Source organism: Nocardiopsis sp. NPDC055879, from assembly GCF_053615935.1.
The window spans coordinates 116,107-136,104 of the sequence record NZ_JBSHCT010000007.1 but is presented as its reverse complement, the minus strand read 5'-3'; the positions used below and the strand labels follow the sequence as shown (position 1 = coordinate 136,104).

The window sequence follows — 19,998 nt, the reverse complement described above, 5'->3', positions numbered from 1 at the left end:
CGCCGCTTGAGTGTTCCAGGAGAGAGGAGTAGGCGCCGAAAACCCCGCGTCGCCCCAGGGTGACGCCGGCCCTACGGCGCCGGACACACCGATGAAGGGACGTGTACTGGTTGTCGACGATGACCTCGCCCTCGCCGAGATGCTGGGGATCGTACTGCGGGGTGAGGGGTTCGAACCCTCGTTCGTCCACGACGGGGACAAGGCCCTGGAGGCCTTCCGCGAGACCAAGCCCGACCTGGTCCTCCTCGACCTGATGCTTCCCGGGGCCGACGGCATCGACGTGTGCCGTCAGATCCGCGCCGAGTCCGGGGTGCCCATCGTCATGCTCACGGCCAAGAGCGACACCGTCGACGTGGTGCTGGGCCTTGAGTCGGGGGCCGACGACTACATCGTCAAGCCCTTCAAACCCAAGGAACTGGTGGCCCGCGTGCGGGTGCGTCTTCGCCGCACCGAGGAGCCCGCCCCCGAGGTCCTGCAGATCGGCGACATCAACATCGACGTCGCCGGGCACGCCGTGCGCCGCGACGGCGAACAGATCAGTCTCACCCCGCTCGAATTCGACCTGCTGGTCGCCCTGGCCCGCAAGCCGCGTCAGGTGTTCACCCGCGAGGTGCTGCTCGAACAGGTCTGGGGCTACCGGCACGCCGCCGACACGCGCCTGGTCAACGTGCACGTGCAACGCCTGCGCGCCAAGATCGAGAAGGACCCCGAGCACCCCGAGGTCGTCGTGACCGTACGCGGTGTCGGCTACAAGGCCGGTACCGCCTGATCCGACCGAGAACCCCATGACCGTGTCCGAACCCGAGGAGGGGCGGCAGGCCGACCCCGAAGGGGAACGGCCGGTCCCCTCCTCAGGGCTGCCCGCGTCCGAGGACGCCCCGAGCGAATCCAACTCGGGCCTGACCCGCGCCTACCTCCTCGCCCAGCACGCCGCGCGCGCACTGGTGCGCGGGGCGCACACCAACTGGCGCCGTTCGCTGTACCTGCGGGTCATCAGTACGACCCTGGTCCTGTCCCTGCTCGTCCTGGTGGGACTGAGCTACGTCCTCATCTCCGAGGTCCGCGGCGGACTATTGGAGGCCAAGGTGAACGGGGCGGTCAACGACCACCGCGCCGGCCTCAGCTACGCCGTGGCGGAACTGCAGGAGAACGAGACCAGCGACCGCGACCGCCTGCTCAACAACATCGCGCGCGAGCTGACCAGCCGCAGCGGTGAGACCGGGCTGTACGGCGTCATCGTGCTGCCCTCGGTCAGCGACGAACGAGGCTGGGCGACCGTCGACGAGGACACCGTCAACGAGAGCGTGCCCGAACGCCTGGTCGAACAGGTCCGCCACTCCGAAGTGCCCGACCAGCAGTACCACACGTACACGCGGATCGAGACCGAGGACGGCTCCGTCGAACCCGCGCTGGTCGTGGGAGCCCAACTCACCCACGCCTACGAGCTCTACTACGTGTTCCCGCTCCAACACGAGCAGGAGATCCTGGACCTGGTCCAGAACACGGTCGCGCTCGTCGGCGTCCTGCTCGTGGTCCTCCTCGGGTTCATCGCGTTCATGGTCACCCGCATGGTGGTCGCCCCGGTTCGCTCCGCGGCGCAGTCGGCCGAACGACTCGCCTCGGGCGACCTCTCCGAACGCATGACCGTGCGGGGCGAGGACGACATCGCCCGGCTCTCGATGTCCTTCAACGACATGGCGGGCAACCTCCAGGAGAAGATCCAGGAGCTGGAGGAGCTGTCCAAGGTGCAGCGGCAGTTCGTCTCCGACGTCTCGCACGAACTGCGCACCCCGCTCACCACCATCCGCATGGCCGGTGACCTGCTCTTCGACGATCGAGAGGAGCTCGACGGCTCCCACCGACGTTCCGTGGAACTCCTCCAGAGCCAGGTGGAACGCTTCGAGGAACTGCTCTCGGACCTGTTGGAGATCAGCCGACACGACGCGGGAGCGGCCACCCTGGGAATCGAGTCCTCCGACATCCGGGACTCGGTGATGAAGGCGGTCGGCGACGCCGAGCAGATCGCCGAACGCCGTGGGATCAAGGTGATCCTGCGACTGCCCGCCGAACCCTGCATGGCCGAGTTCGACACCCGACGGATCAACCGCATTCTGCGCAACCTGGTGGTCAACGCCATCGAGCACAGCGAGGGCCGCGACGTCGTGGTCGCCGCCGCCGGCGACCGTGACGCCATCGCCGTGGCCGTGCGCGACTACGGTGTGGGCCTCAAGGAGGGGGAGGAGCACCTGTGCTTCGACCGCTTCTGGCGGGCCGACTACTCCCGGGTGCGCACCACCGGAGGCACCGGCCTCGGACTGCCCATCGCCAAGGAGGACGCCACCCTGCACGGCGGTTGGCTCCAGGCGTGGGGCATGCCCGGCCAGGGATCCCAGTTCCGGTTGTCCCTGCCTCGACGCTCCGGCACCGAACTGCGCGGTTCTCCGCTGCCGCTGGTACCACCGGAGATCGCCTTGGGCCGTAACAACTTCACCGCCCCGGGTGAAACGTCCGCCAAGGTGCGCGGTGGCACCGAAGACGAGGAGGCACCGTGAGCCAGAAGGCACGAACGGTCGCGTGGTTCCCGAGGACGCCACAACCGGGCGTGAGGGCCCCGCGGTGGTCGTCCCGGGCCGCACGGAGCCTCGGAGCCGCCGCGCTCGCCTGCGTGACGCTCGCGGCGTGCGCCACCGTCCCCATGACCGGCCCGGTGGTCCCCGGCGAGGGCGGCGACGTCTCCGGCGACCCCTATGACGGCTACGTGCGGCTGCTGCCCGCCGGCCCGCAGCCCGGAGTGGCCCCCGAGGGTCTGGTCGACGGGTTCCTCAAGGACATGGGCAGCTTCGAGGAGGACCACAAGGCGGCGCGCAGCTACATGCTGCCCGAGACCGCTGGGACGTGGTCCCCCGACGGCGGCGTGAGCGTGTTCAACGACCTCGACGCCGCCGACTTCGACGCCGAGATCAGCAACGACGGCCTCACCGCCCGCGTCCTGGTGCGCAGCAACCTGGTGGCGACCATCGACGAGAGCGGCAAGTACGTCCCCACCCAGTCCTCGGCCACCCTCCTGGAGGAGACGTTCACCCTGGCCCGGGAGGACGGCGACCCCGAGGGCGAGTGGCGGATCCAGGACCTGCCGGACGAACTGCTGCTGAGCGCGCTCGACATCGAACGCACCCATCGACCGTTCAACCTCTACTACTTCAACGCCGAGCGCACGGCCCTGGTCCCAGACCCGGTCTACCTGCCGGTGAGCCCGGACCAGCCGGCCGAGCGGCTGCTCCGCAAACTCATCGCCGGCCCCACCGACTGGCTCGCGCCCGCGGTGTCCTCCGCGTTCCCCGAGGAGGCCACCACCCGGCTGGAGGTCGACGCCCAGCACGCGGTGATCAACGTCAGCGGCGTCGCCGAGATCGACGAGTACGACATGGCGGCCCAGATCGCCTGGACGCTGCGCCAACTGCCCGAGGTCCAGGAGTTCACCCTCAAGGTCAACGGCGAAGAGGTCGCCTTCCCCGATTCCGACGGGGAGAGCGCCGATCGGCCGCGCCCCGGCAGCGACCTGTGGGCCAGGGTGAGTCCCGGGGCGACCTCCTCCGACATCCGCGGCTACTACACCCACGAGGGGCAGCTGTGGTCGGCCTCCGACTGGACCGCCGAGAACTTCGGCGACGCCGAACCGGTCCCCGGCCCGCTCGGCCGCGGTGACCAGACGCTGGACCGGTTCGCGGTCTCGCTCGACCAGAGCACCATCGCCGGCATCACCCTCGGCGGGAGCGAGGTCGTCACCAGCCTCGCCAATCCGGGAGCCCAGACCCAGGAGGTCCTCGACGAGGGTCTGTTCACCGACCTGTCCTGGGACATCGACAACAACCTCTGGGTGGTGGAGGAGACCAAGGATGAGGATGAAGAGGGCGAGGACGAAGAGGAGGGCGCGGGTCGGGAGCCCGAAGGGGACCCGAACCTCAGCGGATCGGGAGCCGAGGAACCGCCCGAACCGGGTGACAGCGCCCTGTGGATGCTCCGTGACGGCGACGAGGTCGTCCGCGCCCAGGTGAGCGGCTTGCGCGATCACTCCCTGGTGAGTTTCCGGATCTCCCGGGACGGTGCGCGCGCGGTGGTCATCACCGAACAGGACGGTGAACGAGCGCTCAAGGTCGGCCGGGTGGTCGACGACCGCGACGGTCAGGTCTCCGTGGGCGAGTTCATCACCCTCGCCCAGGAGCTGGAGGACGTCACCGCGGTCGCCTGGCGCTCCAGCGACCAGTTGGTGGTGTTGGGCAGCAGGGACGGTGGCACGCACCAGGCGATGCTGGTGGCGCTGGACGGCGGCACCCCCGCGGCCAGCGCGGGCACCCCCGCCGCGGGCATGGTCACCATCTCCGGAGCGCCCGGACAGCCCTTGCTCGCCGGTTCCGACGACGGCAACATCTGGGCCTCCAATGACCCGCTGAACTGGCAGAACGTCGTCGAGGGCGGGGCGCCCACCTTCCCGGGCTGACCCACCGAACAGACGAACGCGCATGGCCCGACGGCGGTGGGGCGCCGAGTTGTCCACAGGTTCGAAGTCGGCACTGGTGGAGCGGTGCCCGGTCCCGCACCCTTGAGGGCATGGACCAAGACGGCGCACCCTCACGGGGGTGGCTACCGGGCCTGTCGTCCGGGCTCGTGCACCACCTGTCGGCCCTCCTCACCGCACTTCTCGACCTCCTACTGCCACAGCGCTGCGCGGGCTGCTCCGCGCCCCACGGCCCGCTGTGCCCCGACTGCCGGACGTTGCTCGCCCAGAGGCCGCGCCCCTGCGTGCCACGGAGGGGATGCCCACCGACCTGGGCGGCGGGCGGGCACGCGGGGCGGGAACGTCGGGTCCTGCTCGCCTACAAGGAACACGGTGACGGGCGGCTGGCCGGTGTGCTGGGGGAGAGACTCGCCAGGACACTGTGGGCCTCGGGTCGTGCCGGTCCGGACGTGCTGCTCGTTCCGGTCCCGGGCCGCTGGGGCACCAGAGCGGGAAGCGGTCGGGTGGCGCGGCTGACGCGGGAGTGCGTCCGCGGCGCGGGCCCCTCCGGGGCGGCCGGAACGGCACCCGTCCTCGCGTACCGGCGCCCGGTCGGACCTCAGGTGGGACTGGGGCGGGCACAACGCCTGACCAACCGGGCCGGGGTGTTCACGGCCCGCCCACTCGCCCGACTCGAACACGGTGGGCGGGTCGAACCGGCCGGCCGATCGGTCGTGATCGTGGACGACGTCCTCACCACCGGGGCGACGCTCACGGAGGCGGCCCGAGTCCTGCGGGCGGAGGGCGCCCGGGTCCTGGGCGCGGTCGTGCTGGCGGAGCGGGGACGGGCGTCGGAGCGGCCGACTTCGGGCGCGGGCAATGTTCGAGGACCAAGGTTTTACAAACCCCCCTGAACAGGCGAAAGATGCCTTTCTGTAAGGCTTTGCGGGCCTGAGGGGTGGGTCGAGGGCCGGTTCTCCACCTGACATACGGGCCCGGACAGGTTACGGTCCAGGTATGGCACCCGTCCGGGTCCGTGGTTGCGTCGGAATCTCTGAGCCTCCGGGAAAACCGGGGAGCTCCTCCGGCAAGCCGATGCCAGGCGCAGGCGAAACGGCCCACGTAAGGCGACTTTTCGTCGACCGATCACGGTGCGCCTTAGAGGTAAGCCCTGCCCCGCGGAGGGTCCCGATGTCCCTCATGACAGGGAGAAGAGCAGTAGTCGCGATCAAGAGCGGCGACACTCTCAGCAGGCGGATGTGGGGACGAAGACCAGGTCGGCCGGACGGGTGGCATGCCGACGTGCGGGGGTCCGACGTGTCCGGGGTGAAGATCCCGTGGGCGTGGGCCCCCTACCGTTCCCAGGACCGGGACGGCTTTCTCGCGATCCTCGCGGCGTCCCGCGATCGCGGTCGTCCCGTCGTTTCCGACATCCTTCGTCCCGACCGTACCGACGTTCGTGTCGGGTACTTCACCGGGGTCCGCGCACCTTTCCCACCGCGGGTTCTCATGACCGATTCAGGCGACTTGCCCGGACATGTCCTAAACCCGTGGAAGGTCCTTATTCGCAGCTCACCGGCTCCGGGCAATCATGTCCTTGGGGCGGGTGATGACCCTGTCCCTGATGGGTATACGCACTTTCAAGCGGGCCGTGCACCGGCTCGCGCCGCCGACGGAAGGGGGTCGACGCGTCACACCCCTCCCTACCCGGGGAGGGAGTAGAACCAGCCTGGCCGTCGCCTTCACGACGGCCATGCGATGAAGGGGGTCCTATGGACATCATCGTCAAGGGTCGACGCACCGGTGTGAGTGAGAAGTTCCGACAGCATGTCGAGACCAAGCTCGACAGGCTCTCCAAGTGGGAGCGCAAGGGCATGAGCGTCGATGTGGAGGTGTCCCAGGAGCGCAACCCCAAGCTCGCCGACGTCCGCGAGCGGGTTGAACTGACCATCCACTCCGACGGCCCGGTCATCAGGAGCGAGGCCGCCTCCGTGGACCGCCATGGAGCCCTCGACCTCGCCCTCGACAAGGTCGAGGCCCGTCTGCGCAAGTCCGCGGACCGCCGCAAGGTCCACCGCGGCAACCGCACTCCCGTCTCCGTGGCGGCCGCGACCGCCGACCTCCCAGGAGACCTGCCCTCACTCGCCCCGACCGGTGGAACGGCGCCCCCTGCCCGCCGCAGCGGGGACGAGGAGATCGACGGCGTCGAGGTCGACGGCCGCTTCTCCGACGAGTTCGTCGAACTCGACACCCAAGGGGACGTTCCCGTGATCGTGCGGGAGAAGTTCCACCGGGCCAAGCCGATGAGTATCGACCAGGCGTTGATGGAGATGGAGCTGATCGGCCACGACTTCTACCTCTTCCACGACGAGGTCAAGGACACCCCGAGCGTCGTCTACCGCCGGAAGGGCTTCAACTACGGAGTCCTGCGACTGGTCGACTAGCGCAATCGTGGCCTCGCCCTCGGATCCGAACACGCCGGAGGTGAGGACGTAGCGGTCGCGGCGGGCCCGTCCGGGCCCGCCGCGTTCCTGCGGGGAAGGTCCGGTGGTGGCCCCTCGCCGGACCTCTGAAGCGGCCGGGGCCGGCCTTCGCTCCCCTAACCCTCGGAACCCTCGGTTCGCTCTTCCTCGGTGGACTGCTTGATGCGGTGCAGCGGCGTCTGGTGTGGTTCCTCCGACTCCACGCGCGGCGGATCCAGCACCACGTCGGAGAGGATGTCGCAGGACACCGCCACCACCAGCGCGGCCAGCATCAGCAGACCGCCCACCACCAACAGCCACGGGGACCCGCCCAGGACGATCGCCAGGCCGCCCAGGGCGAAGCCCACGCAGGCGAGCGCCACGACGATCCATGAGGCCGCGCTGCCACGGTGACCGCTGCTCGGCGCCAGCGAGCCGCCTTGGCGCTGGAACCCCCGGATGCGTCCCCGGCGTCTCTGTTCGTCGTCACCGGGGTGGTGCCGCTCCCAGGCGAGCGCGGGATCGTCCTCCTCGGAGGGGCGGGGACGTCTCCCGTGCGGGTTCTCGATCGCGGACTCGATCGCGTCGGCCGGGGTTCGAGGCCCGGGCGGACGCTCGTCCTCGAAGTCTCGGGCCGTGGCCCCTTCGTGCTTCCTGCCGGCTCGCATGGCTCCTCCCTCGGTGGTGCCTTTCCGGTCGGGCGTCGTCGCGCGGAACGTGTGAGCACGAAATCGCGTTCGGAACACCCTGTACCCGTTGCACTACCCGAAGAAATGCGCGAGTCTGCACGAACATCATCAAAATGGCGGGAACATCCACCCCCGTCCAACTCGTTTGTCGATAGGACGGGGAGCCGGTCGGGTTCCTCTAGGATGTAGGCCCGAGGACCCAGGGTTCTCCCTGACCTCCCACGAGAAAACGAGTGCGGTCAGCGGGCCAAGATCTGACCCTCCACCGAAAGTGGAGACGACCGCGATCTGCGAGGAGCGCATAGGAAGTGCCAGGCATACTCGACAAGCTCCTGCGCGCGGGTGAAGGAAAGATCCTGCGCCGGCTCAATAAGTACAAAGATCAGGTCAACCTCCTTGAGGACGACTTCGTCGATCTGAGTGATGACGAGCTGCGCGCCCTGACCCAGGAGTACAAGGACCGCTACGAGGACGGGGAGTCCCTGGACGACCTGCTCCCGGAGGCCTTCGCGACGGTTCGCGAGGCGGCCAAGCGCACCTTGGGCCAACGCGCCTTCGACGTTCAGGTCATGGGCGCGGCCGCCCTGCACCTGGGCAACATCGCCGAGATGAAGACCGGTGAGGGCAAGACCCTGACCGGAAGCCTCGCGGTGTACCTCAACGCCTTGGCCGGCAAGGGCGCCCACGTCATCACCACCAACGACTACCTCGCCCGACGCGACGCCCAGAACCTGGGCCGCATCTACCAGTTCCTGGGGCTGGAGGTCGACGTGGTGGGCCCGCAGATGAGCGCGGAGGCCCGCCGCAACGCCTACAAGGCCGACATCACCTACGGAACCAACAACGAGTTCGGTTTCGACTACCTGCGCGACAACATGGCGCTGTCGCTCAAGGACACGGTCCAGCGCGAGCACTACTTCGCCCTGGTCGACGAGGTCGACTCCATCCTCATCGACGAGGCGCGGACCCCGCTCATCATCAGCGGCCCCTCCGAGCAGAACTCCCGTTGGTACTCCGAGTTCGCCAAGATCGCTCCCCGCCTGAAGGCGGAGGAGGACTACGAGGTCGACGAGAAGAAGCGCACCGTCGGCATCACCGAGTCCGGTGTGGCCAAGGTCGAGGACTGGCTGGGCATCGACAACCTCTACGAGGCCGTCAACACCCCGCTGATCAGCTTCCTCAACAACTCCCTCAAGGCCAAGGAGTTGTACCGCAAGGACAAGGAGTACATCGTCAAGGACGGTGAGGTGCTCATCGTCGACGAGTTCACCGGCCGTGTCCTGGCGGGACGCCGCTACAACGAGGGCATGCACCAGGCCATCGAGGCCAAGGAGCGCGTCAAGATCAAGGACGAGAACCAGACTCTCGCCAAGGTCACGCTCCAGAACTACTTCCGCCTCTACGAGAAGCTCGCCGGCATGACCGGTACCGCCCAGACCGAGGCGGCGGAGTTCACCCAGACCTACGGCGTCGGCGTGGTGCCCATCCCCACCAACAAGCCGATGATCCGTGAGGACGTCAAGGACGTCGTCTACAAGCACGAGGACGCCAAGTTCCAGGCCTTGGCCGAGGACATCGCCGAGCGTCACGAGGAGGGCCAGCCCGTCCTCGTCGGTACCACCAGCGTGGAGAAGTCCGAGCTGCTGTCCCGGATGCTCAAGCGCGAAGGCGTCCCGCACGAGGTCCTCAACGCGAAGAACCACGCCCGTGAGGCCTCGATCATCGCCCGGGCCGGCAAGCTCGGCGGCGTCACCGTCGCCACGAACATGGCCGGTCGCGGTACCGACATCATGCTCGGAGGCAACCCCGACTTCCTCGCCGACGAGGAGCTCCAGAACCGTGGCCTGAGCCCGCTGGAGACCCCGGAGGAATACGAGGAGGCCTGGCCGGACGCCCTGGAGAAGGCCAAGGCCGAGTTCGAGGAGGAGCACGAGAAGGTCGTCGAGGCCGGCGGTCTGTACGTGCTGGGCACCGAGCGCCACGAGTCGCGCCGGATCGACAACCAGCTCCGTGGTCGTTCCGGCCGTCAGGGTGACCCGGGCATGTCCCGCTTCTACCTGTCCCTCCAGGACGACCTGCTGCGCCTGTTCAACTCCAGCCGTCTGGAGGTGTTCATGAACCAGCTGAACATCCCGGACGACCAGCCGATCGAGTCCGGCATGGTGAGCAAGGCGATCGCCTCCGCTCAGGGCCAGGTCGAGTCGCAGAACTTCGAGATCCGAAAGAACGTCCTCAAGTACGACGAGGTCCTCAACCGCCAGCGCAAGGTGATCTACGCCGAGCGTCGCAAGGTCCTGGAAGGCCAGGACCTGCGCGAGCAGGTCATCGAGATGCTGGAGGAGGTGCTCCGCGGCTATGTCACCGAGGAGACCGCCCGTGGCGACGCCGACGAGTGGGACCTCGACAAGCTCTGGCGGGCGTTCAAGCAGGTCTACCCGATCAGCTTCACCGTCGACGAGTTCGTCGAGCAGAACGGTGACGTCCACACGCTGACCACCGAGCTCATCGCCGACGGCATCGTCGAGGACGCCAAGGCGGCCTACGAGATCCGCGAGTCCGAGCTGGGCGAGGAGGCCATGCGCGAGGTCGAGCGCCGCGTCATCCTCCAGGTGATGGACCGCAAGTGGCGTGAGCACCTCTACGAGATGGACTACCTCCAGGAGGGCATCGGCCTGCGCGCGATGGCTCAGCGCAACCCGCTGATCGAGTTCCAGCGCGAGGGCTTCGACATGTTCCAGCAGATGCTGGAGGCCATCAAGGAGGAGTCGGTCGGCTTCCTCTTCAACGTCGAGGTCCAGGTGCAGAAGAAGGCCGAGCCGAGCCTCACCACCACCGCCGCCGCGCAGACCGCCGCGAAGGTCGGCGGGGGGACCGCGAGCGCGACCGCCGTCGCCACCGCGGTGGCGGAGGACGAGGAGGCCGCCGAGGTCAAGGCCCCCGACACCGAGGTTCCGGCCGAGGACGTGGTGGTTCCCGGCTTCGGCGAGGACCGACCCAGCCGGTTGCAGTACTCGGCTCCCAGCGAGGACGGCACCGTCGAACGGCACAGCGAGGCCAACGACGAGTACGCGGGCACCGCGCGCAACGCGCCCTGCCCCTGCGGCTCCGGCAAGAAGTTCAAGAAGTGCCACGGGGACGCCTCGGCCAAGTAGCCGGTGGTTCCCTGACCGAAGAGCGCGTGGGCGCGGTCCCCTCGGGGGCCGCGCCCACGCGCGTGTCCGGGCGATCCTAGGAGGTCTGGGTGACCTTGTTGAGCCCGCGGGGGACGTCGGGGTCGTGGCCGAGACGGCGGGCCAGGTGCTCGGTGAGCAACTGGGCGGGAACGATGAGGTTCATCGGCGAAACCCACTCGGGCACGTCCGGGGCGGGGATGGACAGGTCACTGGCGGCGGCCAACGCCTTGCCACCGCCGATGCCGAACACCGGGGCACCGACCGCGCGTGCCTTCTCCGCCAGGGAGACCGTGCCCCGCAGGGTCGGCCCGGTGGGTGAGGCGACCAGGACCGCCGGGGTGCGCGGGTCCAGGACCGCGATGGGTCCGTGCAGCAGGTCCGCGTAGGACATCCCCATCGCGTGGAGGTAGCAGGCCTCCTTGAGCTTCAGGGCGGTCTCCAGGGCCGTGGAGTAGACCATGCCGCGTCCGGAGATCACGGCGCCCCGCACCGCGACCATCCGTTCGACGATCTCCTCCAGGACGTCCGTGGGCGCGGCGAGGGTCTCCTCGATGCCCTGGGGGACCAGGTCGAGTTCGCCGGGGTCCAGGTCGGCGCCCAATCCCAGAGCCAGTACCGCGAGAGCGGCCAGCTGGGAGTTGTAGGTCTTGGTGGCGGGTACCGAGAGCTCGTTCCCCGCCCGGGTGACCAGGGCGACGTCGGCCTCGTCGGCCAGAGTCGAGTCGGCGCCGTTGGTGACGGCCAGGGTCCGGGCGCCGCAACTCGCGGCCCAGCGCATGGTCTCGACGATCTCCTCGGTCTTGCCGGACTGGGAGATGGCCACCGCCAGGACGTCGGACAGGTCGACCTTCGCCCCGTACTCGGTCGCGATGGACGGAGAGCCGAGGGTGGCCAGCCGGCCGGTGTGGGCCTGGAGCAGGTAACCACCGTAGACGGCGGCGTTGTCCGAGGACCCTCGTGCGATGAAGAGGACGTGTTTGGTGCGACGGCCCAGTGCCTCGATCTCCCCGCGCAGGGGGAGGAGTTCGGCGAAGGTGCGGCGTAGAGCGTCGGGCTGCTCGGCGATCTCCGCTCGCATCGTGCTCGTCGTGGTGGTCATGTGCAACAACCTTCCCAGGGTGTGTACGGGTCGCCCTGGACGGGCGTCGGGTGCCGCGCCGAAGGTCGGTGAACGGCGGGGAGCCCGTGGTTCCACGCTCGCCTCGACGTCGTCGGCAGAGGATTGACATGGAGTCGGAGGCTATGGTCTAGTCCGGACTATACCAGTCGCAGCCGAATTGCCCTGAGAAGCCCGAATGTAAGGGCGGGTCGCGCGCTAATGCCGCGTCGGTCGGGGTTCGCCCGTTACGGAGTGGCGTTCAGGATGGTGCGTCGCAAGGCGGCGGGAAGCCCTCATGGTGGTTCCCACGTGGGTTTTCCGCCAAAGCGGAGAGGCGCCCTGCCGAACGCCGCGATGGGATGAACCTCGGCCGACACGGCACTAGGGTCGTCCCCACCCCGACCCCGACCGCAGAACAGAAGGTCGCCCATGTCGATCGATCCCACCAATCCCATGCCGAAGTACGTGCAGCTGCGCGAACTGCTGCTGGACCGGATCACGTCGGCGGGGCTGGGTGTGGACGACATGATCCCCTCCGAGCGCGAGCTCAGCGTGGACTACGGCCTGTCCCGGATGACGGTGCGCCAGACCATCGACCTCCTGGTCGCCGAGGGCAAGATCTACCGGGTTCCCGGCAAGGGCACCTTCGTCGCCCGCCCCAAGATCGAGATGTCCCTGGTCCTGGCCTCCTACAGCGAGGACATGCGGGCGCGCGGTTATGAACCGGGCGCCCGTGAGCTCATCCGCCAGGTCATCCCGGCCAGCGGTCACACCGCGCGCATGCTCGACATCGCACCCGGCACCCTCGTCCACCACATCGAACGCATGCGCACCGCCGACGACGAACCCATGGCGGTGGAGCGCTCCAACATCCCGGCCGCGATGGTGCCGGGACTGGAGGACCACGACCTCGCCGAGAGATCCCTCTACGAGGTCCTGGAAAACGAGTTCGACATCCTGTTGGATTCCGGGGAACAGACCATCGAGGCCGGGATCTGCGACTCGGCCGACTCCCGTCTCCTCGGTCTGCCCGCTGGAAGCCCGGTGCTGATCATGCAGCGCCGCAGCTTCTCCAAGGGACAGTGCGTGGAACTGGCACTGTCCACCTACCGTGCCGACCGTTACCAGCTGCACTCCAGGCTGGACCCGCGCCGGCACGGAGACTGACACCCCCGCGCCCATCGGCGCACCGCCAAGGGAGGCCCCCCGCCATGTCGGACCCGAAAGCAGCCAATACCTCACCGAAACCATCCGGTGGTACCGGTGGAGGAGGTGGGCGCGGTTCGTCCGCGCTGGCCGTCCTCCAACGGCTCGGCCGCAGCCTGATGATGCCGATCGCGGTCCTGCCCGCCGCCGCGATCCTGCTCCGCCTGGGCCAGGACGACCTGCTCGGCGCCGACGGTCTGGGCGGACTGCCGGGCATGTCCTGGATGAACCCGGTCTCCGGAGCCGTGGGCACCGCCGGTGACGCCATCTTCCAGGCGCTGCCGCTGCTCTTCGCCATCGGGGTGGCGATCGGTTTCGCCAAGCGCGCCGACGGTTCCACCGCGCTGGCCGCGGTCGTGGGCTACCTGGTCTTCGACCGGGTCGCGACCTGGACGATGGCCACGTTCGACGGGCCCCAGGGCGACCTCGGTTCCCAGGTCACCTCCTATCCGCTCCCGATCGATCCGGTCACCCGGGAACCCGTCACCGATCCCGAGACGGTCAACGCGGTCGCTCCGGCGATCGACCACGCGATCAAGAACCCCACCGACGTACTCGGCGGGATCGTCATCGGTCTGCTCGCCGCCGTGCTCTGGCAGCGCTACCACCGGATCAAGCTGCCCACCTGGCTCGGTTTCTTCGGCGGCCGGCGCTTCGTGCCCATCGTCACGGCCCTGGTCGGTCTGCTCATGGGTGTGGCCCTGGGTCTGATCTGGCCGATCGTGGGGATGTGGATCCAAAACCTCGGTGAGACCATCATCGGCGCGGGCGCGCTGGGTGCCGGCGTCTACGGGATCATCAACCGCATCCTGTTGCCGATGGGCCTGCACCACGTGGTGAACTCGTTCATCTGGTTCGTCTCGGGCAGTTACACGGCCGAGGACGGTAGCGTCTCCCACGGTGAGATCACCCGGTACTTCGCCGGGGACCCCGACGCCGGCGGCCTGCTGTCCGGGTTCTTCCCCGTGTTGATGTTCGGTCTTCCGGGTGCCGCCTTGGCCATGTGGTTGGCGGCGTCCCCGGCCCGCCGGGCCCAGATCGGTTCGATCATGATCCCGGCCGCGCTGACCGCGTTCGCCACGGGCATCACCGAACCGGTGGAGTTCGCGTTCATCTTCGTGGCCCCGGTGCTGTTCGGTGTGCACATCGTGCTCACCGGTGTCTCCATGGCCGTGCTGAACGCGCTGGACGTGCAACTGGGCTTCGGCTTCTCCGCGGGTCTGATCGACCTGTTGCTCAACGCCACCAAGGGAAATACGGAGGGTCTGGGGATCCTGCTGTTGTTCGGGGTGCTGTACTTCCTGGTCTACTTCGGGATCTTCTACCTGCTGATCAAGAAGCTGAACATCCCCACCCCGGGCAGGGAGGCCGAACCGGAGGAGAACGTCGCCGCGCACACCACCTCGGCCGCCGACGAGGAGAACCGCGCCGGTTCGAGTGGAACGGGGGAGGACGGAGGGGCCGCCGGGGCCGCCGGGGCCGGCAAGGACCCCGCCGACTGACCCACGCCGACCGTCCTCGTCGACCGGTGCCCCGGGACCTTCGCCGGGCACCGGTCGGCGTCGACCCTGGCGTGTGCGGTCCATCACCTTCTAAGCTCGGTTGGGATTCGTGGACGTGTCCGTCGGACACGCGAGAACAGAGCGCGGAGGGTACATGGCCGACAAGGCTGAGGCGATCGTCGCCGGGCTGGGCGGAGCCGCCAACATCGAGGACATCGAGGCCTGCATCACCCGATTGCGCACCGAGGTCGCCGACCCGGGGCTGGTGAAGGAGGAGGCCCTGAAGGCCGCCGGCGCGCACGGGGTGCTGGTCTCGGGCAGGGTCGTCCAGGTCGTCGTCGGACCCGAGGCCGACAGCCTCACCGACGACATCCAGGACCTGCTGGAGTAACCCCCGGTCAGAGTGCCGGAACGGCCGTCGGGGCGACCGCCGGAGGGTTCCGGGACGGGGTGGGGGAGAGAACGCGGGCCCTTCGGCCCTTTTGGTCGATGTGATCCTGGATTAAGTCGCGTCCGTAGGGAAGATCTCCCCCATGTCAGACCACACCAGTGCGCTGCGCGTACTCTCCCCCGTCACCGGAACGGCGATGTCCCTGGAGACCGTGCCCGACCCGGTCTTCTCACAGAGCATGGTCGGCCCCGGGCTGGCCGTACACCCCGAACCCGGCCAGGAGGGCGGTCAGGAGTCCCGGCAGGAGGCGGTGGCGCCCATATCCGGGACCCTGGTCAAGCTCCACCCCCACGCCTTCGTGGTCATGGCCCCGGACGACAGACACGGTGTCCTGGTCCACCTGGGCATCGACACCGTGCAACTCGCGGGGGAGGGGTTCACCCTCCTCGTCTCGGAGGGCGCCGAGGTCACGGCGGGCACTCCGGTGATCGAGTGGTCGCCGGGGCTGGTCGCCTCCCTGGGCAGACCCTCCGTGGTCCCGGTGGTGGCACTCGACGCCGGCAGCGACGCCCTGAGCGGGCACGCGAGTGGCGCCGTCACCGCCGGCGACGAGCTCTTCGCGTGGACCCCGGACCCGGTCCGGCCCTGAACACCCGACCACCCGAACGCCCTCGACGGAGCCGAGGCCATAACCGAGCCACCGGCGGGGTGACCCCGCCCACCGAACCCGACAGGGTATTCTCCGGCCGCACCAAGCGAACCGCCGGAGATGACACCCCACATGAAACCGCACGCCCTGGCCCCGGTCTGCGCAGGCCTCGCCCTGATGATGACCGCCTGCACCACGACACCCGAGGAGGTGGGAACCTCGCCCGGAGAGAACGAACAGTCACCGGAAGCCTCGGCCGAGCCCTTCGAGCCGGTCCTTGCACCCGAACTCCTGGCCGGAATGGACCTGGACGAGAAGATCGGCCAGCTGATGGTCCTCACCGCCCAGGGCACCACGGCCGCGGAGAACGCCACGCTCATCGAGTCCTACAACCCCGGCGGGCTCATCTACTTCGACGCGAACCTGAGCGACGCCGAACAGATCGCCGAGCTGTCCGTCGGGGTTCAGGAACTGGCCGCCGAACAGGGGCAGGGGGTTCCCCTGTTCCTCGGCATCGACCAGGAGCAGGGCCGGGTCGTACGCATGCCCGTGGGCACGCACTTCCCCGACGCGATGGCGGTCGGGGCCACCGGCGACACCGAACTCGCGGCCCTGCGCGCCACCACCACCGCCACCGAGCTGGCCGCGGTGGGCATCAACCTCAACTACGCCCCGGACGCCGACGTCAACACCGACCCGAACAACCCGGTGATCGGCAACCGTTCGTTCGGTTCCGACCCGGACAAGGTCGCCGAGATGGTGCTGGCCGAGGCCGGCGCCTACGCCGAGAGCGGTGTGGTGCCGGTGGCCAAACACTTCCCCGGGCACGGCGACACCGACGTGGACAGCCACACCGGTCTGCCCGTCATCGACCTGCCCCGGGACCAGTGGGAGGCCGAGCACCTGCCGCCGTTCCGGGCCGCGGTGGAGGCGGGGGTGGACTCGATCATGACCGCCCACGTGCTCATGCCGCAGCTGGACGGTTCCGAGGACCCCGATCCCGCGACGATCTCACCGTCGATCATCGACGGGATCCTGCGGGAGGAACTCGGCTACGACGGTGTGGTCACCACCGACGCCCTCAACATGGAGGGCGTGCGTCAGCGTCACGACGACGGGGAGGTCGCGGTTCGCGTGATCGAGGCGGGTGTGGACCAACTCCTGATGCCGCCGGACCCGAGCGCCGCGCTCTCCGCGATTCGCGAGGCCGTGGAGAGCGGTCGGCTGAGCGAGGAACGCGTCGACGAGTCGGTGCTGCGGGTGCTGACGCTCAAGGAGAAGCGCGGAATCCTGGAGGCCGATCCGATCGACCCGGCCGCGGCCACCGCGGTCATGGAGGACCCCGAGCACGCCGAGGCCGCCCGTCGGGTGGCCGAGGCCTCGGTGACCCTGGTGCGGAACGAGAACGACCTCCTGCCCCTCGCACGGGGCACCAAGGTGCGGGTGGCGGGGGTGGGTTCCGAAAGCCTGGCCCCGGCCCTGTCCGACACGGGCCTGGAGGTCGTGGACAGCGGCGAGGACGTGCTCGTGGTGGGTACCGAGGGCGCCCGCGGCTCCACCGAGCAACAGGGCCTGGTCTCTTCGGCGCAGGGCGCGGGCACACCGGTCGTGGCCGTGTCCCAGGGCGGCCCCTACGACCTGGAGGTCATTCCCGAGGTCGAGGGCTACCTCGCCCTGTATTCGGCGGTGGAGGTCTCCCGAACGGCCGCCGCCAGGGTCATCGCCGGAGAGGTCGAACCTTCGGGTGCGCTGCCGGTGGACATCCCCGGCGCGGACGTGGAATCCGGCACGGGTCTCGGTTACTAGGCGGTGTTTTTTAGCGCCTCCGCTTCGCTTTGGCGTGTTCGGGCGCCTGGGAGTCAGGAACCTTCGGCGCCTTGGTGGGATAGCGGAAAAGCGTGCTATCCCACCGCCGGCACCTCCAGAACCCTGACGGCGCCCGAACGGGTAACCCCCCGTGGTTCACTGAACCGGACCTGGGTCAGCGGTGGAACCTTCGGGGGTGAGTCGTTCGGTTCGCGAGGTTGAGTCGGGCGGGGAACGGGAAGAACGGTTCCCCGCCCGACTCCTCGGCCTTCGAGGAGCCGGGCGGGTGGTTCCTACGGCTCACCTGAGGAGGCGATCGGATGAACCGCACCACCCGACGAGGGGTCATCTCCGACTGGGGCGGCGTGCTCACTCCGCCACTGATCGACGGAATCCGGGGCTGGCTCCAGGACGACGCGATCGACGTCGACCACTACTACGAGGTCACCCGGCCCTACTTCGACGGCAGCCTGGCCGACAACCCCGTGCACGCCCTGGAACGCGGCGAGATCGACACCGCCGAGTTCGAACGGGACCTGGCCGCGCTGCTGCGCTCCACCCACGGTGGCCCGGTCGAGGCCGAGGGACTCATCCACCGGATGTTCTCCCGCTTCGACCCGGTCCACGGCATGTACGAAACGCTCCGGTCGGCCCGGACCGGCGGGCACGCCACGGCGCTGTTGTCCAACTCCTGGGGCAACGGCTACCCGCGTGAGCGCTTCACCGCCACCTTCGACACCGTCGTCATCTCCGGTGAGGTGGGCATGCGCAAGCCCGAGGAGCGCATCTACCTGCACACCTGTGAACGGTTGGGACTCGCGCCCGAGGAGTGCGTCTTCATCGACGACCTCGAACACAACGTCACCACCGCCGAGTCCCTCGGAATGACCGGCATCCTGCACACGGACGTGGACAGCACCCGTGCGGCGCTGACCCGCTTCCTGGTCCCGGAGGGCGACCACCAACGCCAACCGGTCTGATCCACGACGGGGCGCGGGTCCGGTCACCTCGGGTTCTTTGGGAAACTCGTAGTGAACCCGATCGCGCCCTGGAGCCTCGATGTACGTCTTCCTGCCCAGCACCGTCCCCGCACTGGCCGCCCTCCTCGACGAGGGCCGCCTGGAGGCCGAGCCCCTGACCGCCTTCACGGCCGAACCGGGGCCCGGCGGTGACCCCGAGGAGGCCGAGTACGAGGCCATGTACGCGGCCGCGGAGGAGTCGCTGCGGCTGCTGGCCGCCGACCCGCGGGCCCCGCGCCGACGCGTGGTCCTGACCGCAGAGATGCCCGACCACATCGTCGAACACCAGGCCCGGCACGGCGACGGCGTCGCGCGGGTGGGTGTTCGGGCGAGCATCCCCTACAAGAGGTTGAAGGCGGCGCACGTGGACGACGAGCGAGCCGTCGCGGACGTCGCCAAGGCGGTGGAGGACCCCGGGTCCGGCGCCGCCGACGACCACGAACTGCTGTGGTTCGCCGTCCAGGAGATCCGCTACGTGGTCGAGGACTTCCGCGGCTGACGCTCGGTGTCGAATACGGGGCGGCTCTGGCCGGACTCGGACGCCGATTCCCCCCTTATGAGGCCATCCGGCACAATGGGTGGCGTCCCGAAACCCCGAACGCCGAGGAGTAAGCCATCAGCCGCCTGGTGCTATGGAACATCGACCTCACCCTCCTCGACGTCGGTCAGGTCATGCGGGTCGCCTACGCGGAGGCCTTCGAGAAGGTCACCGGTGAACCGCTGGTCTACCTGACGTCGGCAGCGGGCCGCACCGACTCGGAGATGTTCTTCGAGTTCTGCGCCCGCAACTACGTCGACTTCGAAGCCGACACCGAGACGTTGGCCGACTTCCTGGCCGCGTTGGAGACCTCCTTCGCCTCCCGTGGCGACCAACTGTTGGCCAAGGGGCGTGCCCTGCCCGGCGCATCGGCGTCGTTGGCCGCGGTGGCGTCCATGCCCGACACCGTCCAGACGGTGGTCAGCGGCAGCACCCGGGCCAACGCCACGGCCAAACTGGTGGCCTTCGGTCTGGACACCTACCTCAACCTGGCCGTGGGCGGGTTCGGGTCGGTCAACTACCCCAAGGCGAGCCTGATCCAGTCCATCCGACTCCACGCCTCGGGCGAGGGCGGACGGGCCTACACGGAGGAGGAGACGGTGTTCATCGCCGGTTCCGTCCCGGACGTGCGGGCCGCGCTGATCGGTGGGGCGACCCCTATCGGAGTCCTCAGCGACTCCTCCACCGAGGGACAGCTGCGGGATGCCGGGGCGCAGATCATCCTGCCCGACCTGAGCGACCCCCGGGCCGTGATGACCGCGGTCCACCAGGCCACCACGAGTTAGATACATCGCCCTGAGGGGCGGTAACGTCTCCGTAACGACAGCGAGCGTCGTCGGCGAGAAGGGCGTGTTCCCTTTGTGTACTGGTGTGAACCATCGCGATTCCGTCCACATCAACACCGATCACCGTGTATCGGTGTCGGTTCTGTTCTCGGGGATCGAAACCAGTAGCCTGGTCGGGGTCCCC

16 protein-coding genes are annotated in these 19,998 nt (G+C 68.8%); 14 read left to right on the top strand and 2 right to left on the bottom strand.

Annotation, left to right across the window (positions count from 1 at the left end; genetic code table 11):
• Positions 1 to 91 precede the first annotated feature (91 nt).
• The 5 genes from mtrA to hpf all read left to right on the top strand — a co-directional run bounded on the left by mtrA (position 92) and on the right by hpf (position 6,939).
• Positions 92 to 769: an MtrAB system response regulator MtrA gene (gene mtrA, locus ACWGKS_RS10215; protein ID WP_067607333.1), complete on the top strand. Its 678-nt coding sequence runs from the start codon at positions 92 to 94 to the stop codon at positions 767 to 769.
• Positions 770 to 785: 16 nt separating this feature from the next.
• A complete protein-coding gene (gene mtrB, locus ACWGKS_RS10210; protein WP_358503302.1) occupies positions 786 to 2,552 on the top strand; it encodes an MtrAB system histidine kinase MtrB in 1,767 nt (588 codons plus the stop codon).
• Positions 2,553 to 2,602: 50 nt separating this feature from the next.
• Positions 2,603 to 4,498: an LpqB family beta-propeller domain-containing protein gene (locus ACWGKS_RS10205; protein WP_452522372.1), complete on the top strand. Its 1,896-nt coding sequence runs from the start codon at positions 2,603 to 2,605 to the stop codon at positions 4,496 to 4,498.
• A gap of 110 nt (positions 4,499 to 4,608) precedes the next feature.
• The gene (locus ACWGKS_RS10200; RefSeq protein ID WP_358503296.1) at positions 4,609 to 5,409 is read left to right on the top strand and encodes a ComF family protein; all 801 of its coding nucleotides are present in this window, start codon (positions 4,609 to 4,611) and stop codon (positions 5,407 to 5,409) included.
• A gap of 858 nt (positions 5,410 to 6,267) precedes the next feature.
• Positions 6,268 to 6,939, top strand: a complete 672-nt coding sequence (gene hpf / locus ACWGKS_RS10195) for a ribosome hibernation-promoting factor, HPF/YfiA family (RefSeq protein WP_358503293.1) — start codon at positions 6,268 to 6,270, stop codon at positions 6,937 to 6,939.
• A gap of 155 nt (positions 6,940 to 7,094) precedes the next feature.
• On the opposite strand, the gene ACWGKS_RS10190 is transcribed toward hpf, so the two are convergent.
• Entirely contained in the window at positions 7,095 to 7,625 is a 531-nt protein-coding gene (locus ACWGKS_RS10190; RefSeq protein WP_452455261.1) for a hypothetical protein, read from the bottom strand.
• Between the two features lie 329 nt (positions 7,626 to 7,954).
• Between ACWGKS_RS10190 and secA the strand changes: the two genes are divergently transcribed.
• A complete protein-coding gene (gene secA, locus ACWGKS_RS10185) occupies positions 7,955 to 10,798 on the top strand; it encodes a preprotein translocase subunit SecA (RefSeq protein ID WP_452455262.1) in 2,844 nt (947 codons plus the stop codon).
• A gap of 76 nt (positions 10,799 to 10,874) precedes the next feature.
• Here secA and ACWGKS_RS10180 read toward each other — a convergent pair whose 3' ends face one another.
• Entirely contained in the window at positions 10,875 to 11,918 is a 1,044-nt protein-coding gene (locus ACWGKS_RS10180) for an SIS domain-containing protein (protein ID WP_358503284.1), read from the bottom strand.
• Positions 11,919 to 12,347: 429 nt separating this feature from the next.
• Between ACWGKS_RS10180 and ACWGKS_RS10175 the strand changes: the two genes are divergently transcribed.
• From ACWGKS_RS10175 to ACWGKS_RS10140, 8 genes are all read left to right on the top strand, one after another.
• Complete coding sequence (locus ACWGKS_RS10175; RefSeq protein WP_358503281.1) at positions 12,348 to 13,085, top strand: GntR family transcriptional regulator; 738 nt, start codon at positions 12,348 to 12,350, stop codon at positions 13,083 to 13,085.
• A gap of 44 nt (positions 13,086 to 13,129) precedes the next feature.
• Positions 13,130 to 14,626: a PTS transporter subunit EIIC gene (locus ACWGKS_RS10170; RefSeq protein ID WP_358503278.1), complete on the top strand. Its 1,497-nt coding sequence runs from the start codon at positions 13,130 to 13,132 to the stop codon at positions 14,624 to 14,626.
• Positions 14,627 to 14,780: 154 nt separating this feature from the next.
• On the top strand, positions 14,781 to 15,017 hold the full coding sequence (locus ACWGKS_RS10165) for a glucose PTS transporter subunit EIIB (protein WP_067607352.1): 237 nt from the start codon (positions 14,781 to 14,783) through the stop codon (positions 15,015 to 15,017).
• A gap of 142 nt (positions 15,018 to 15,159) precedes the next feature.
• Positions 15,160 to 15,666 (top strand): PTS sugar transporter subunit IIA, encoded by a 507-nt coding sequence (locus tag ACWGKS_RS10160; protein ID WP_358503275.1) that lies wholly within the window; start codon positions 15,160 to 15,162, stop codon positions 15,664 to 15,666.
• A 132-nt stretch (positions 15,667 to 15,798) separates the two neighbouring features.
• On the top strand, positions 15,799 to 17,472 hold the full coding sequence (locus ACWGKS_RS10155; RefSeq protein WP_358503272.1) for a glycoside hydrolase family 3 protein: 1,674 nt from the start codon (positions 15,799 to 15,801) through the stop codon (positions 17,470 to 17,472).
• Positions 17,473 to 17,792: 320 nt separating this feature from the next.
• Entirely contained in the window at positions 17,793 to 18,452 is a 660-nt protein-coding gene (locus ACWGKS_RS10150) for an HAD family hydrolase (protein WP_358503269.1), read from the top strand.
• 79 nt (positions 18,453 to 18,531) lie between these two features.
• Positions 18,532 to 18,990, top strand: coding sequence for a DUF6912 family protein (locus ACWGKS_RS10145; RefSeq protein WP_358503266.1), 459 nt, complete (start codon positions 18,532 to 18,534; stop codon positions 18,988 to 18,990).
• 128 nt (positions 18,991 to 19,118) lie between these two features.
• Positions 19,119 to 19,814: an HAD family hydrolase gene (locus ACWGKS_RS10140; RefSeq protein WP_452455266.1), complete on the top strand. Its 696-nt coding sequence runs from the start codon at positions 19,119 to 19,121 to the stop codon at positions 19,812 to 19,814.
• Positions 19,815 to 19,998: the final 184 nt, after the last annotated feature.

Excerpts from the sequence above, each read along its gene's own strand:
- ACWGKS_RS10160 (WP_358503275.1), top strand. The coding sequence starts at position 15,160 with ATGTCAGACCACACCAGTGCGCTGCGCGTACTCTCCCCCGTCACCGGA.
- ACWGKS_RS10190 (WP_452455261.1), bottom strand. The coding sequence starts at position 7,625 with ATGCGAGCCGGCAGGAAGCACGAAGGGGCCACGGCCCGAGACTTCGAG.
- ACWGKS_RS10175 (WP_358503281.1), top strand. The coding sequence starts at position 12,348 with ATGTCGATCGATCCCACCAATCCCATGCCGAAGTACGTGCAGCTGCGC.
- ACWGKS_RS10180 (WP_358503284.1), bottom strand. The coding sequence starts at position 11,918 with ATGACCACCACGACGAGCACGATGCGAGCGGAGATCGCCGAGCAGCCC.
- mtrA (WP_067607333.1), top strand. The coding sequence starts at position 92 with ATGAAGGGACGTGTACTGGTTGTCGACGATGACCTCGCCCTCGCCGAG.
- ACWGKS_RS10170 (WP_358503278.1), top strand. The coding sequence starts at position 13,130 with ATGTCGGACCCGAAAGCAGCCAATACCTCACCGAAACCATCCGGTGGT.
- ACWGKS_RS10145 (WP_358503266.1), top strand. The coding sequence starts at position 18,532 with ATGTACGTCTTCCTGCCCAGCACCGTCCCCGCACTGGCCGCCCTCCTC.
- ACWGKS_RS10165 (WP_067607352.1), top strand. The coding sequence starts at position 14,781 with ATGGCCGACAAGGCTGAGGCGATCGTCGCCGGGCTGGGCGGAGCCGCC.
- ACWGKS_RS10200 (WP_358503296.1), top strand. The coding sequence starts at position 4,609 with ATGGACCAAGACGGCGCACCCTCACGGGGGTGGCTACCGGGCCTGTCG.
- hpf (WP_358503293.1), top strand. The coding sequence starts at position 6,268 with ATGGACATCATCGTCAAGGGTCGACGCACCGGTGTGAGTGAGAAGTTC.
- ACWGKS_RS10150 (WP_358503269.1), top strand. The coding sequence starts at position 17,793 with ATGAACCGCACCACCCGACGAGGGGTCATCTCCGACTGGGGCGGCGTG.
- ACWGKS_RS10155 (WP_358503272.1), top strand. The coding sequence starts at position 15,799 with ATGAAACCGCACGCCCTGGCCCCGGTCTGCGCAGGCCTCGCCCTGATG.
- mtrB (WP_358503302.1), top strand. The coding sequence starts at position 786 with ATGACCGTGTCCGAACCCGAGGAGGGGCGGCAGGCCGACCCCGAAGGG.